General features: G+C 71.7%; 10 protein-coding genes. 6 read left to right on the top strand and 4 right to left on the bottom strand.

The genetic code is table 11. The features are described 5' to 3' along the window. Window positions 1-213: 213 nt before the first annotated feature. Both WMF36_RS25315 and WMF36_RS25310 read left to right on the top strand, forming a co-directional pair. Window positions 214-1,290, top strand: coding sequence for a hypothetical protein (locus WMF36_RS25315; RefSeq protein WP_437573316.1), 1,077 nt, complete (start codon window positions 214-216; stop codon window positions 1,288-1,290). Continuing rightward, window positions 1,290-2,762, top strand: a complete 1,473-nt coding sequence (locus WMF36_RS25310; RefSeq protein WP_437573315.1) for a hypothetical protein — start codon at window positions 1,290-1,292, stop codon at window positions 2,760-2,762. The genes WMF36_RS25315 and WMF36_RS25310 overlap by 1 nt, the downstream gene beginning before the upstream one ends. Here WMF36_RS25310 and WMF36_RS25305 read toward each other — a convergent pair. Continuing rightward, the gene (locus WMF36_RS25305; RefSeq protein WP_437573314.1) at window positions 2,723-4,285 is read right to left on the bottom strand and encodes a ferritin-like domain-containing protein; all 1,563 of its coding nucleotides are present in this window, start codon (window positions 4,283-4,285) and stop codon (window positions 2,723-2,725) included. The two genes, WMF36_RS25310 and WMF36_RS25305, sit on opposite strands and share 40 nt — an antisense overlap. 421 nt (window positions 4,286-4,706) lie before the next feature. Here WMF36_RS25305 and WMF36_RS25300 point away from each other — a divergent pair, with 421 nt between their 5' ends. Both WMF36_RS25300 and WMF36_RS25295 read left to right on the top strand, forming a co-directional pair. Next, window positions 4,707-5,885: a cytochrome P450 gene (locus tag WMF36_RS25300; RefSeq protein ID WP_437573313.1), complete on the top strand. Its 1,179-nt coding sequence runs from the start codon at window positions 4,707-4,709 to the stop codon at window positions 5,883-5,885. A 541-nt stretch (window positions 5,886-6,426) separates the two neighbouring features. After that, window positions 6,427-7,347 (top strand): transposase, encoded by a 921-nt coding sequence (locus WMF36_RS25295; protein WP_437573312.1) that lies wholly within the window; start codon window positions 6,427-6,429, stop codon window positions 7,345-7,347. Window positions 7,348-7,758: 411 nt separating this feature from the next. Here the strand turns inward: WMF36_RS25295 and WMF36_RS25290 are convergent, their stop codons facing one another. Then, on the bottom strand, window positions 7,759-9,039 hold the full coding sequence (locus WMF36_RS25290; protein ID WP_437573311.1) for a hypothetical protein: 1,281 nt from the start codon (window positions 9,037-9,039) through the stop codon (window positions 7,759-7,761). Window positions 9,040-9,176: 137 nt separating this feature from the next. Between WMF36_RS25290 and mazG the strand changes: the two genes are divergently transcribed. Continuing rightward, on the top strand, window positions 9,177-10,031 hold the full coding sequence (gene mazG / locus WMF36_RS25285; RefSeq protein WP_437573310.1) for a nucleoside triphosphate pyrophosphohydrolase: 855 nt from the start codon (window positions 9,177-9,179) through the stop codon (window positions 10,029-10,031). 67 nt (window positions 10,032-10,098) lie between these two features. Here the strand turns inward: mazG and WMF36_RS25280 are convergent, their stop codons facing one another. Both WMF36_RS25280 and WMF36_RS25275 read right to left on the bottom strand, forming a co-directional pair. Further along, window positions 10,099-10,707: a hypothetical protein gene (locus WMF36_RS25280; protein WP_437573309.1), complete on the bottom strand. Its 609-nt coding sequence runs from the start codon at window positions 10,705-10,707 to the stop codon at window positions 10,099-10,101. Continuing rightward, on the bottom strand, window positions 10,704-11,291 hold the full coding sequence (locus tag WMF36_RS25275) for an RNA polymerase sigma factor (protein WP_437573308.1): 588 nt from the start codon (window positions 11,289-11,291) through the stop codon (window positions 10,704-10,706). Before WMF36_RS25275 ends, WMF36_RS25280 begins: the two co-directional genes overlap by 4 nt. A gap of 295 nt (window positions 11,292-11,586) precedes the next feature. On the opposite strand from WMF36_RS25275, the gene WMF36_RS25270 reads away from it, so the two are divergent. Continuing rightward, entirely contained in the window at window positions 11,587-13,221 is a 1,635-nt protein-coding gene (locus tag WMF36_RS25270; protein ID WP_437573307.1) for a SulP family inorganic anion transporter, read from the top strand. Window positions 13,222-13,254: the final 33 nt, after the last annotated feature.

Below are 13,254 nucleotides of genomic sequence, written 5' to 3'. Positions count from 1 at the left end.
GCCGCGCGGGGCGCCTCAGGCGGGCGCGGGCCCGTCTGCGCCGCGCCGCGCGCCCGTCTGCGCCGCGCCGCGCGCCATCCTCGGGCACCCGCGCGGCGGCCAGCCCACGGGGGCTTTCGGCCTGGCGCTCGTCGCGGTGCCCTGTTATCGGTCGTCGCGGTCCAGCGCACGGACCTGACGCAGGTGCTGCTCGCCGGCCGCCCAGGGGACTCGATGCCTGAAGAGATCTGCAGAGGACCCCGCCGCTCCGCGGGCAGCGCGGGGCGCGCGGCGCGGAGCGCCCTCGGCGGCGCTCCGCTCGGGCTCCTCCTGGCGCTGGCCGCCTCGGCGCCGGCGGCCCCAGCCTGGGCCGAGCCGACCATCGCGGAGCGCGCGCGGGCCGACGCGCTGCGCCGGGAAGCGCAGGCGCTCCTGGCGAACGATCGGCCGGACGCGGCCTGTCCGAAGCTCGAGGAGAGCGAGCGGCTGCGCCCGTCGACGGAGACGAAGCTCGAGCTCGCCATGTGTCACGAGCGCGCCGGGCGCCTCGCGAGCGCGTGGGCGCTCTACACCGAGATCGAGTCGACGGAGGCGGCGGGCGGCGACGCGAAGCGGGGCGCCGAGGCGCGCGACCGCGCGGCGGCGATCGCGCAGAAGCTCCCGAGGCTCGCGATCCTCGTGTCCGACGAGGTGAAGGTGCTGCCTGGGCTCGCGGTGACGCTCGACGGGGTGGCGGAGCGCGAGCTCGGGGCGGCGCGCCCTGTCGAGCCGGGGAAGCACCGGGTCACCGCGAGCGCGCCCGGCAGGCAACCGTTCTCGCGCGAGGTCGAGGCGAGGCAACCGGGAGAGCTTATCGAGGTCCACGTGAGGGCGCTCCAGCCCCACGCGGCGGCGTCGGCGCCTCCTGCCGCCGACCTGGAGCGCCGCGGGCCGATGCCGTACGGCCAGAGGCCGGATTCGATCCACCGGAACCTGATGTGGGTGACCGGCGGGCTCACGCTGGCGGGCATCGCGCTCGGGAGCACGTTCGGGGGCCTGGCGATCTCCACGTGGGACAAGGTCGAGGACAAAGCCAGGACGACTTGCAGGGAACCGGCGCGTTACCTGGACTGCGCGCAGCCGGTGCCCGATCTGGCCAGAAGGGCGATGTCGTACGCGACCGTCTCCGATTTCTCCTTCATTGCCGCGGGCGCGGCGCTCGCCGGCACGGCCGTCCTCTGGCTGACGCTGCCCCCGGACGGCCCGCGCGCGAGCGCCCGCGTGCAGATCGCGCCGGGCGTCCTCGGCGGTGCCGTCCTCGGGGTGTTCTGATGACGATGAGGCTCGATCGGCGTGCTCGGCTCTGGCTGGCGAGCGCCCTCGTCGCGGCGGGCGGCGCGAGTTGCGCGGAGATCGCCGGCATCCAGCCGGTCAACGAGCTGGGCGTCGGGGGCGGGACGGTCAGCGAGCCCGGCTATACGTGCCAGTGGGCGATGTCGTTCGGCGACGCCGACACCACGCTCGGCGGGATCGCGGCCGACGGCGACGGTACCTTGTGGCTGGCGGGCGGCTTCAAGGGGGACCTCACCGTCGCCGGCGGCGCGCCGCTCACGGCGGGAGGCGCTGGCAAGGACGTCTTCGTGGTGCACCTCGCGCGCGACGGGAACCACGTGTGGAGCGAGCGCTTCGGGAACGCGGAGAACGACACCGCGACGCGCACCCATCAGGCGACCTCGATCGCATTGGGCGAGAGCAGCGTCTATGTCGCGGGCGACTTCACGGGCAGCCTGTCGTTCGGCGCGGACTGCGGGTCGCCCGATGACGCCGGGGCCGGCGACGCGTTCGTGGCGCGGCTCGACAAGAACGATCCGGGCGGGGTCGCGGCGTGCGTGACGCACGGGTCGAGCGGCCCCGACGAGGCGAAGGCGGTGGCCGTGGAGGGCGACCGCGTCTTCGTCCTGACGTCGCTCCAGGGCGAGGCGGACATGGGGTTCTCCAGCTACGATGGACAGACCCTCTTGAGGCCCTGCAGCGGTGTCTTCTCGGGCCGCGAGGGGGCGCGCTACCGGCCCCGCGCGCTCCGCGTCTCCTCCGGAGAGGCCTTTGTCGTCGCCGATTTCGAGGGCCGCGTGAACGTCGGATTCCCCGGCTTCGAGCGCGGGCTGCCGCCCGACGACGCGGTCGCGGAGGGGACCGATTTCCTCCTCGCCTCGTTCCCGGCGTCCTGGATCTGCGACGGATCGAGCGCCGATGGCGCGGGCCTCTGGTATCAACACCACTCCCCCCTCCGCGGCGAGCAGCGCGCCGGCGCCCTCGCGGTGCACGAGGCCGGCGTCGTCCTGGCCGGCTCGTTCGAGGGGCAGATCGATCTCGCCGGCGAGCTCGTCGCCACGGAGGAGGACGGCTTTGCGGCGCACCTCGACCGGGGCGGCGTCGCCACGTGGGCCAAGCACCTCGGGGGCAGCGGGGCTCAGTCGGCGCAGGCCGTCGGGGTCGACGCGCTCGGGCGGGTCATCGTGGCCGGGCACTTCCAGCGGCAGATGACGATCGACGACACCGAGGTGAGCGGCGACGCCGGCCAGGGGGACATCTTCCTTGCGCGGCTCAGGGCCTCGGGCGGTGAAGTCGAGTGGCTCGGCGCGCTCGGCGGCCCGGAGCTCCAGCAGATCCAGGCGCTGGCGATCTCCGGGACGGACGTCTTCCTGGCGGGCACCACGGGCGCCGATTTTCCGCTCCTGAACTGTCAGGTCGACGCCGCGGGCGGTCAGCTGTTCATCGCCAAGCTCTCGATCGCCTCGCGCTGAGGGCTGGCCGCGGGGCGCGGGCCGCTGCGCTCGCCGCCGCGCGCGAGCAGCGCCCGCGCGCAGGGCGCGATGACCTGCGCGAGCGCGCGCTGCCGGATCTCCCGCCGGTGCTGCGGCGAGAGCACGCCGAAGCCGAGCAGGCCGCCGCGGTCGGCCTCGCCCGGGGCGGCGGGCTCCGAGGCGGCGGCGGCGAGCTCGTCGACGACGGCGCTCGCCAGGGAGGGGTCGCGCTCGATGGCCCAGGCGGCGAACCGGAAGGCGAGCTCGGCGTGCCGCGTCTCGTCCTCGGCGATCTGCTCGAGGGCGCGCCGGATCGCGGGATCGGTCGCGTGGAGGGCGGCTTCTGCCGCCTCGATCGCGGCGATGGTCTCGCCGATGCACCCCTCGCGGAGGGTCGTCACGAGGATCGCGCGGGCGCCTTCGCCGCCGAGGGCGCCGTCGATGGCGAGGGGCCCCGGGCCGATGCCGCGGCCGGCGAACGCGCTGGCCAGCTCGAAGCACATGCGCGCGTGCTCGGTCTCGTCGCCCATGGCCGCCTGCGCCGCGCCGACGAGCTCCGGCGGCGCGCCGAGCGACAGGAGCTGGAGCGCGAAGCGGGCGAACGCGGCGATCGACGCGTGCTCGAGGAGGGCGGCGCGGGTCCAGTGATCGGCGAGCGCCGTCTGCTGCTCGGCCGAGAGTCCGTCGCGGCGGGGCGGCGCGTCTGGCGCGGCGGCCCGCCAGTCGTCGCGCGCGGCGGGCTCGGCGGTGCGCTCGACGCCGTCCACCAGGAACGGCCGGCCGATCGCGCAGGTCGACGGCGCGCAGGCGTGGCGCAGCGCCGCGAGGGAGCACTCCTGCCCCCCTGAGCAATCGTCGTTGCCGGCGCACTCGTCGGTGGGCGTCTGGCATGCGAAGCCGGTCCCGCCGCAACCCGGGTTGAGGACGTAGCTCGAGCAGAGCAGCCTGCCGCAGTCCTGGTCGCTGGTGCACAGCGCTGGCACGCAGCGCCCGACCGGATCGCCGCACAAGCAGATCTGTCCCTCGGTGCAATCGGCATCGATCGTGCACCCGTACTGGCAGAAGCACCCCGGGAGCGCATCGTTTCCGGCAGCGGGGTCGCAGTGGCCGTGGGGCTGCTCCGTGCAGTCGGCGTCGGAAGAGCAGGCGCCGGGGTTATCGCTCGGCTCCGGGCACGCCTCGGCGCGCGGGAGCGGGCTCGGGCAGGCGACGATCTCCGCGCGGTGCATCCAGCCGCCGGCGCAGCGCACGTACCCGGTGTTCTGGCCCGCGACGATGATGGGCTCGGGATCGTCGCACGCGAACGGGAAGCCTTCCGGTGGCGCGGTCCCCGTGCTCCCGGAGGGGCCTTCGCCCGAGCTCGTGGTCGCGCCTTCCGCCGTGCTCCCGCTCGAGCCTGCGCCCCCGCCTCCGCCCGAGCCCTCCTCGGTCATGACGTCGCTGCCGCAGCCCACGGCGGGCGCGAGCGCCAGCACCGAGAGCAACCGCGCGCCCCAAGAGTCGATCGAGACAAGCAATCTCATGAATTTAACCTCGTTCGAGGATCTTAACCGCGTTTGTCGCGGACGTCGCGGACGCTGCGAGCGAGCTCGCCGCCGCCGGCGCATCGTAATCTCCCGCGGCGCGGATCCCCGCGGGCGGGCGGCGACCCACCGGGCTCGCAGAGGTGCGCCTGCACGAGGGGGCGACGGGCGCGCCCGGGCGCTGGAATCGGCAAGGTCGCCCGGAGGACGTGCTGCCTCTCGATAGCTCGTCGAGGGCGGAGCCGATAACCACACGCGCGGTGTGGCTGTGGCAGGGCAGGGGCGCCACCCACAGGGATGCGCACGCCGGACGGACGTCGGATAGACCGGCGCACGACGCGCTCGTCCCAGCGAGCTTGCGTCGAGGCGAGCGGTAATGCGGCTTGATTGATACTTCGAAATCGAATACCAAAATTTAACTATGCTACCTCGCACGAGCCTTTTCTCCTTCACCACGGAGGATCCTTCCGCGTTCGGGGTCTATCTCGCCGCGGCGGCGAAGGAGCACCCCATCTACTTCGATGAGGGGCTCGGCGTGACCGTCGTGCTCCGCGGCGCCGAGGTGACCGCCGTGCTGCGCGACAGCGAGACGTTCAGTAATCGTGCTTACGACATCGGGATCATGAAAGGGGCGCTCGTGGCGCTCGACGGCGCGTCGCACACGCGCATGCGGCGGATCTTCAACGCGGTCCTCTCCCCGCGCGTGGTCAACCGCTACGAGGAGACGATCGTGACCCCTGTGGCGCGCAGGATCGTGGACAGGCTCGCGCGGAAGCAGCAGGCGGACCTGGTCGACGATTTCGCGATCTCGATGCCCATGGGCGTGACGAGCGCCCTGTTCGGGATGCCGGAGGAGCGGATCGCCGAGAATGACGTGCTGATTCGCAAGATGATCCGCAGCGCCATGGCGCCGCAGGATCCCGTCCTGGTGGCCGAGGGGCGGCGGGCCCACGCCGCGATGGGCGCGCAGCTGCGGGAGATCGCGGAGCGCGAGGTGGCGAGTCCGAGCGACACGCTGCTCGGCGAGATCGCGCGGACGCTCGCCGCGGAGGGGCTGGGCGGCGTGGAGGCGTGCGAGGGGGTCGTGCTCAGCTTGATCCTCGGCAGCTACGAGACGACCAGCTGGATGCTTGCCAATCTGCTCGTGGCGCTGCTCGCGCACCCTGACGCGATGGGCCAGCTGCGCCAGCAGCCTTCGCTCCTGCCGCAGGCCATCGACGAGGCGATGCGCTGGTGCAGCAACGCGACGGGGATCGTGCGGTTCGTGGAGCGCGAGGCGACGATCGGCGGCGAGACGGTGCCCGCGGGGACGCTCCTCTACGTGTCGCTCACCGCGCTCCACTACGACGAGGAGGCCTACCCGCGCCCGGAGGTCTTCGACATCCAGCGGCGGCCCACAGGGCTCTTGAGCTTCGGCGTGGGCCCGCACTACTGCGTCGGGGCGCCGCTCGCGCGGATGGAGGCGCGGATCGGGGTGTCGCTCCTGCTCGAGCGCTTCCCGGCGTTGCGGAGCGATCCGACCCAGCGGCCGATGTTCTCGACGGCGCCGCGCGGCGCAGCCGCCTTCGGGCCCGACCGGATCCCGGCGCTGCTCGTTTGACGCCCCCCCCGCCCGACCCAGGTTGGCAACCGGCAACCCGACCCGTCAGCGGCAGCCCGATCTCAACGGCAACCCGCGCGGCAACCCGACCCGGCCGGCAACCCGATCCAGGTTGCAACGGGGGCAACGGCAACGGCAACCTGCAACCCAACGGCAACCCGACCCAAGTTGAGGTTGGGCCAACCCGACCCAGGTTGAGGTTGTGTGGTCCGGCGGCGCGTCGCCGGCAGTCTTGGATGAGTTGAGTGACGTCCGACAGTGACGTCCGACCGAGATTGGGGAGGTTGAGGAGCGGGTGACCCGACCCGGGTTGGGGGTGACCCGACCCGGGTTGGGGCGGGCGGGCGGGCGGGTAACCCGACCCAGGTTGGGGGGATCCACCCAGGTTGGGGTGACCGGGTGACCCGGACCCGGGGTGACCCCAGGCGGGTGTCCTGGCGGCCGCCACCCATGGAACGCGGCCGCCACCCCAGCGATGGGGGTAACTCCTCGAAATGATTCACCACAACACTGGCACGGCGTTTGTTGGTGTGCGCCGGCCATGAGCCAGCCCCGCGAGATCGCTCCCGGCGCCACGTACATGATCACCCGGCGCGTCCTGCGCCGGCACCTGCTCTTTCGGCCCGACGTAGCCATCACCCAGCTCCTGATTTATGCCCTCGCCGTCTCCGCGCGTCGCTACGGTCTCCAGGTCCATGCCCTCTGCGCGATGTCAACGCATCTGCACCTAATTGTGACCGACGTGACGGGCGTCCTGCCGCGCTTCCTGCAGTTCTTTCATCGGATCGTCGCGCTCGGCACCAAGGTGCTCCGCACTTGGGAAGGACCGGTGTGGGACCACGAGGCCCCGAGCGTCGTGCGCCTGCTGACGCGCGCGGCGGTGGTGGAGAAGATCGCCTACGTCCTCGCGAATCCCGTCGCTGCTGGCCTCGTCCGACATGCGCATGAGTGGCCGGGCGCCAAGGTGGATGTGGTCGAGCTCGGTCGCGGCGTGCTGCGTGCGGCGCGTCCGTCTGTGTATCTCGACCCGGAAAATCCTCAGTGGCCCGAGGAAATGACGCTCTCACTCTCACTGCCGCCGGCTATAGAGATGGACAGCGCGGAGGGCTTTCGTCAAGAGGTCGCCGCCGAGCTCGAGCGACAAGAAGCGCAAATTTATGCGGAGATGCAGCACCATGGGCGTCGCTTCTTGGGCGCCGAGCGAGCCAGCAAGATCTCCCCCTACGCGCGCGCCACGAGCTTCGAGGCGCTGCGCGAACGCAATCCTACGTTTGCGGTCGGCCGTGACCAGGGTGACACATTGCGAATTGCCGGCGCCGCTGTACGGGCGTTTCGCGCGTTATACCGCGCCGCGCTGGAGCGGTGGCGCACCGGTGTGCGCAGTGTCGTGTTCCCGGCGGGGACGTGGTGGATGCGTACGTTTCACGGCGCCAGCGTGACGGACGTCGTAGCCGCTATATAACTATTGCGACCGGCTGCAGGGCGAGGCGGACGACGGTTCCCACGTCGCATCGCGAGGAACGTCCGTGTCGAGAAGACGGAGCGGGCGGCGCCATGCTCGACCCGACACAGGTTGGGCGGGGGGCGCGATTCAGATTGGCAATTCCAGCTCATTCCTTATCGCGTCCTGCGCCATCATCCGCGCTTCCGCGCAGATTTGGCCATGAACCAGCTCTTGAGCTGCGCTCGTCCATCCCGATCCATGAACGGTCTATAGGGCAACCCGGGTCAGGTCCACACCTGCTCCATTTCCGTGGCGTCCATCCGCTCTTCCGACCGGAGTCGGCCATGACCCAGCCCCGGTCTACGTCCGCCCGTACCTATTTGCGGACCCGAGCTACGGGGGGCAACCCGGGTCGGGTTGGGGGGGAGTCTAGGGCGTCAACCCGGGTCGGGTCGGGTTCCCCTGGCCTTTTCCGGCAATGAGCCCCGCGAACGCCGCCGCGAAGCGGCGCCGGAAATCCTCATCCTCCATCAGCTTGTCGCGTAGCGCTCGCGACAGCTCGAGGTGGTAGAACGGCGCGCCCATCTGGCGCGACCAGCGCGCCTGCACGTTGGTGGCGCCGCCGAGCTTGTTGATCTCGGCGGGGTAGGCGAGGACCTTCCCGTCGCTGACGACCGAACGTAGCGGGGCGAGCAGCCGCTCCAGGTCGGCGTCGTGCCCCACGGCGCTGGCGATGGCGGCGGCGTCCGGTGCCGAGCTGTCCTGGAAACCGTGCAGCTGCACCGCCGGCATGCCGGGACAACTCTGGAGCAGCGCCCGGTGGGCCGACAGGAAGAACGAGCGCTCCGCGTGCGCCACGTCCGCGAAGGCGAGGGATGCAACCAACCGCTCGCGGGCGGCACGGATGTCTCCCCGAGCGCCGCCGCCCGCGCCTTGGACGCCGCCACCTGCACCGTGGTTGCCGCCGGCGCCTGTGGCGCCCTCGGCCCCCGCGCGCCCGCCGCCGATCGCCCGAGCGCCGCTCCCCGTGGCCTCCCCCTTTGCAGCCCCGTCGTCCGCGCCCGCGCCGCCCTCTCCGCCCGCTCCTTCTGCGCCTTCGTCGTCCCCGGCGGCGTTGCTCGGCTTGGGGCCCCCGCCGTACCGGTGCGACGTGTTGACGACCAGCGCCCGCGCCCGCTGCGCCTCGAAGACGGCCAGCGCGACGGGCAGCGTCCCCCGATCGAAGAACGTGTGCGGCGCCTCCACGATGAGCGGCGCTGCCGCCCCTGCGCGCAGCACGACCGCGGCCGCACCCCGACGGCGCGACCCGTCCTCGGACAGCACCCAGAGATCGCGTCCGGGGACCACCCGCAGCGCGAACCCGGGTGGGGCAGCCGGCGGCGGCTGCCGGTTCTGGGCGGCGAGCCCCGCCGCCGCGACCCACGCGACGTACGCCTCCTCCTCCGCGTCGTCCGGCGGCTCCGCGATGAGGTGGCGCCCGCCCTTGCGCAGCGGGGCAATCTGCTCGTCCAGCGCCCGCTGCTCGCCGCTGTCGGCCGCCTGGGCCTCAACCCCGGTCGGCTCCGCGGTCGCCGTCGCGGTCGCAACCCCGGTCGGCACCGCGGAACCCGCCGGGCTCGGCGCCGTGCCCAGCGCGCTCCCGACGCTCCGACACACCCCCTGCGAGCACCCGGCGATCGTGAACAGCACAACATAGCCTGCGCTCTTCATGGTCGTCCTCGCCGCCGCAACCTCGACGACATCTTCACTTTTCTCACGCCACAGTCCGCGAATCCAGGATGACGCGTTGCATCATGAAACGTCGCCTTCTCTTCCGCGGCGGGGGCGGTTTGCGCTAGTAGCACTCCATGCCTCGCCCCTTCGAACCCGTGGAGGCGCCGCCGCTCCCGGAGCAGGCCGGTCGCACGTTCCCGCGTCTGGTCGAGCTGATGCAGCGGCTCCTCGCGCCCGACGGATGCCCGTGGGATCGCGAGCAGAACTTCGCGACGCTGCGGCGCTACGTGCTCGAGGAGGCCTGCGAGGTCATCGACGCCATCGATGGCGGCGACCGCAAGGAGCTGTGCACCGAGCTCGGGGACCTCCTGCTCCAGGTCGTGTTCCAGGCCGAGCTCGCCCGGGCCGAGGGGGCGTTCGGCCCGGATGACGTGGTCGCCGCGATCTGCGAGAAGCTCGTGCGGCGCCACCCCCACGTGTTCGCGGACGAGAGCGCCGAGAACGCCGACGAGGTGCTCCAGAACTGGGAGCGCATCAAGGCGGCCGAACGAGCCCGGCAGGGCAAGGACCGCGGGGTGCTCGGCGGCGTTCCCCGCAGCCTGCCGGCGCTGACCCGGGCGCAACGTGTCGGCGAGAAGGTCGCGCGCGTGGGCTTCGACTGGCCGGACGCGCGGGGCTCGCGCGCGAAGGTCGAGGAGGAGCTCGGAGAGCTCGATCGGGCCTTCGAGAGCGGCGATCCCGCCGCGATCGAGGAGGAGCTCGGCGACGTGCTCTTCGCGCTCGGGAACCTGGCGCGCCACGCCGGCGTGGACGCGGAGGGGGCGCTGCGCCGGACGACCGACAAGTTCACCCGGCGCTTCGAGCACGTCGAGCGCCGGGTCATCGAGCGGCACGGCGGCTGGCCGGCAAGGGCCTCGGACGACACCCTCACGCTCGAAGAGCTCGACGGCTACTGGGACGAAGCCAAGCGCGGCGAGCCGCGGACCTGACCGCGGCGGCGAGCTCGACGCCGTACGCGCGCACGCTGTGCGAACGGGCTCCCAGGCGCGCGCGGGCTCAGTCACGTTCCGCGGTCAGCACGAAGCGCTCCCGCACGCGCGCCTCGTTCGACTCGTGACGGACGTGGATCTCGTAGCGGCCCGGCTGGGCGACGGCCACGCTGAGCGGCGCCTCGCCGCGGTAGCGCGTCAGCCGATGCGAGCAGCGCTCCCGCTGGCAGTGCTCCTCCAGCGCCCCGCCTTCGCCGTCGGGGAGCCGCACGCGCACGTGCTCGGGGACCTCGAGGTGAACCACCGCTGGCTCGTCGGCGTGGCGGTGGGTCCACAGATCGAGGTGCGTCCACGCGTGTCCGTCGCCAGGCAACGCCACGGCGCGCTCCTCGGAGCGCTCGATCGCGGGAGAGCGCGCGCCCCCGCCGCCCGCCAGGAAGACGGCGAGCGCCAGCGCGGCGAGCGCCGGCGCCGCGAGGATCGCCCTCCACCTCCAGGGGCTGCGCGCCCGCTGCGACCTCTTGCCGCCCTCCACCGCAGGCCGCTCGGGCCGCTCCGGGAGCTTGCTCAGCGCGCGCTCGACGAGCGCTTCGGAGGGGCTCATCGCGCGCAGCGCCCGCACGCTCGCCGCGAGATCCTGCGGAATCGGAGGCACATCGTGGTCCTGCCCGCTCACGTCGATCCCTCCCGCGCCGCCACGACGAGTTGCGCCGCCACACGCTCGTATGCATCGCGCAGCCGCGCGCGCCCTCGGGCGTGGCGGCTCTTCACCGTCCCCTTGGGGATGCCGAGGTGCTCGGCCACGCTATCGTAGCCGAGCTCCTCGATGTCGCATAGCACCACCACGGTGCGAAACTCCTCTGGCAGCTCCTGGAGGCACGCGAGGAGCACCCCCGTGTCCTGGCTCAGGATCACGGCCGCCTCCGGGCTCGGGACATCGGCGCGAGGCAGGATGCCGAGCGCCTCGGTGCACACGTCGACGAGCCGATCGAGCAGGCCGCGGCGCCGCGCCTCGGTCCGGTACGCCTCCAGGTACTCGTGCCGAGCGATCCCGCAGAGCCAGACCCCGAGGTCCGAGCGCCCCTCGAAGGACGCCGCGTGCAGGTACGCCTTGAGCAGCGCGTTCTGGAACAGATCGTCCGCCTGATCCCGAGCACCGCAGAGGGAAATACAGAATCGATAGAGGCGCGGGAGGTTCGGGCGTATCGCCGACTCGAACTGCGCGCGCGATTCGCCGAGGAGGGGTCGCGATTCGGTCATGAGGGCCGTTCGAGCGTCTGGAGCGTCGAGGCCCTGAACTCTAGCGTGGATTGGACGGCGGGGTAGCACCCGTTGCTCGGGCCACAGCGGAGCGAGCAGCGGCACCCCGAGCGGGGGAGAGCTGTACATCGGCGGCCCCCCTGGGACGGAACGGAGCCGCACGCAGGTTCCTGCACATCGGTCGAAATCGTCACCCCGCGTGGGAACCTCGGGCCGAGTGGTCCCGTCCTGGAGGCGTGTTCTGACGAACATCGGGCCCCACAGGGGGCCCGCGTATCCGAGGGCTGAGCACCGCATGTCCAAGTCGAGTATTTCAGACGCGCCCGCGTCCGCCTCGTGGAAGAACGACCTCGTTTCAGGCTTCCTCGTCTTCTTGATCGCCCTGCCGCTCTGCCTGGGAATCGCCATGGCAAGCGGGTTTCCCCCCATCGCTGGCGTGCTCACCGCCGTCGTCGGCGGCATGGTCGCCACGTGGCTCGGCAGCGCGCCGCTGACCATCAAGGGGCCCGCGGCGGGCCTCATCGTCATCGCGCTGGGCGCCGTGCAGGAGCTCGGCGGCGGGGACAACGCGGTCGGCTACCGCCGCGCGCTCGCGTGCATCACTGTCGCCGCGCTGATACAGATCGCCTTCGCGCTGGCGCGCGCCGGGACGCTCGGGGACTTCTTCCCCGGCTCGGTGGTGCACGGCATGCTGGCGGCCATCGGGATCATCATCTGCTCGAAACAGATCCATACGCTCGTCGGCGTCACGCCCGCGGCGAAAGAGCCGCTCCACCTGATCCTCGAGATCCCGCACAGCCTGTTTCGGCTGAACCCCGAGATCGCCTTGATCGGCGTCCTCTCGCTGGTCATCCTCTTCGGCTATCCAGCGGTCGCCAGGAGAGCGCGCCTTCTGCAGAAGATCCCTGCGCCGCTGCTGGTGCTGGCGCTCTCGGTGCCGCTCGCCCACGCCTTCGATCTCGAGCACGAGCACACCTACACGCTCGCGGCGACCCAGACGACGTACGCGCTCGGGCCGAGCTTCCTGGTCAACCTGCCGGGCAACCTCCTCCAGGCGATCGTCTTCCCGGACTTCAGCCACGTCGGCACGCCCGCGTCGATCAAATACATCATCATGTTCTCGCTGGTGGGTAGCATCGAGTCTCTGCTGTCGGCGAAGGCCGTCGACTCGCTCGATCCCGCGAAGCGCCGCTCCGACCTCGACCGGGATCTGCTCGCCACGGGCGCCGGCAACCTCATCGCGGGCCTGCTCGGCGGGCTGCCGATGATCTCCGAGATCGTCCGCAGCTCCGCGAACATCGGCTATGGCGCGAAGAGCCGGCTGTCGAACTTCTTCCACGGCACCTTCCTCCTGCTCTTCGTCGCCTTCGCGCCGGGGCTGATCCACAGGATCCCCCTCGCCGCGCTGGCCGCCATGCTCACGTTCACGGGCACCCGCCTCGCGTCCCCCAAGGAGTTCGTGAGGACGCTCCGCATCGGCAGGGAGCAGCTCCTCATCTTCGGCACCACAGCCGCGCTGTGCATCGCCTCCGATCTGCTCGTCGGGGTCGCGGCCGGCATCGCCGTGAAGATGCTCATCCACGTGATCAACGGCGCGCCGCTGCGCGTTCTCTTCCGCTCCGAGGTGGAGGAGCGCGTCGAGGGACAGCGGGTCGTGCTGCGCGTCAAGCACGCGGCGGTCTTCAGCAACTATCTCAGCCTCCAGCGGAGGCTCGCGAGCCACGCGAACGCCTCCAGCATCGAGATCAATTTCGCGAATGCCCGCCTGGTCGATCACACGGTCATGTCCAACCTGCACGAGCTCCAGGGCACGATGGAGCGAGAGGGGCGGACCTTGATCCTCGCGGGCCTCGGCGATCACTTCCAGATGTCATCCCACCCGCTCTCTGCGAGGAAGAGGGCTGTCATCAGCCCTGTCGCCGAGCGCTGAATCGAGGCGAGGCACGACCTCCACGACAGGGGC

Origin of the sequence: Sorangium sp. So ce887, assembly GCF_051521455.1 — a bacterium.
Classification (GTDB): domain Bacteria; phylum Myxococcota_A; class Polyangia; order Polyangiales; family Polyangiaceae; genus Sorangium.
Note: the sequence above shows the minus strand (reverse complement) of the source record. Positions and strands in the feature narration are given on the sequence as shown.

Excerpts from the sequence above, each read along its gene's own strand:
- WMF36_RS25315 (WP_437573316.1), top strand. The coding sequence starts at position 214 with ATGCCTGAAGAGATCTGCAGAGGACCCCGCCGCTCCGCGGGCAGCGCG.
- WMF36_RS25310 (WP_437573315.1), top strand. The coding sequence starts at position 1,290 with ATGACGATGAGGCTCGATCGGCGTGCTCGGCTCTGGCTGGCGAGCGCC.
- WMF36_RS25305 (WP_437573314.1), bottom strand. The coding sequence starts at position 4,285 with ATGAGATTGCTTGTCTCGATCGACTCTTGGGGCGCGCGGTTGCTCTCG.
- WMF36_RS25300 (WP_437573313.1), top strand. The coding sequence starts at position 4,707 with ATGCTACCTCGCACGAGCCTTTTCTCCTTCACCACGGAGGATCCTTCC.
- WMF36_RS25295 (WP_437573312.1), top strand. The coding sequence starts at position 6,427 with ATGAGCCAGCCCCGCGAGATCGCTCCCGGCGCCACGTACATGATCACC.
- WMF36_RS25290 (WP_437573311.1), bottom strand. The coding sequence starts at position 9,039 with ATGAAGAGCGCAGGCTATGTTGTGCTGTTCACGATCGCCGGGTGCTCG.
- mazG (WP_437573310.1), top strand. The coding sequence starts at position 9,177 with ATGCCTCGCCCCTTCGAACCCGTGGAGGCGCCGCCGCTCCCGGAGCAG.
- WMF36_RS25275 (WP_437573308.1), bottom strand. The coding sequence starts at position 11,291 with ATGACCGAATCGCGACCCCTCCTCGGCGAATCGCGCGCGCAGTTCGAG.
- WMF36_RS25270 (WP_437573307.1), top strand. The coding sequence starts at position 11,587 with ATGTCCAAGTCGAGTATTTCAGACGCGCCCGCGTCCGCCTCGTGGAAG.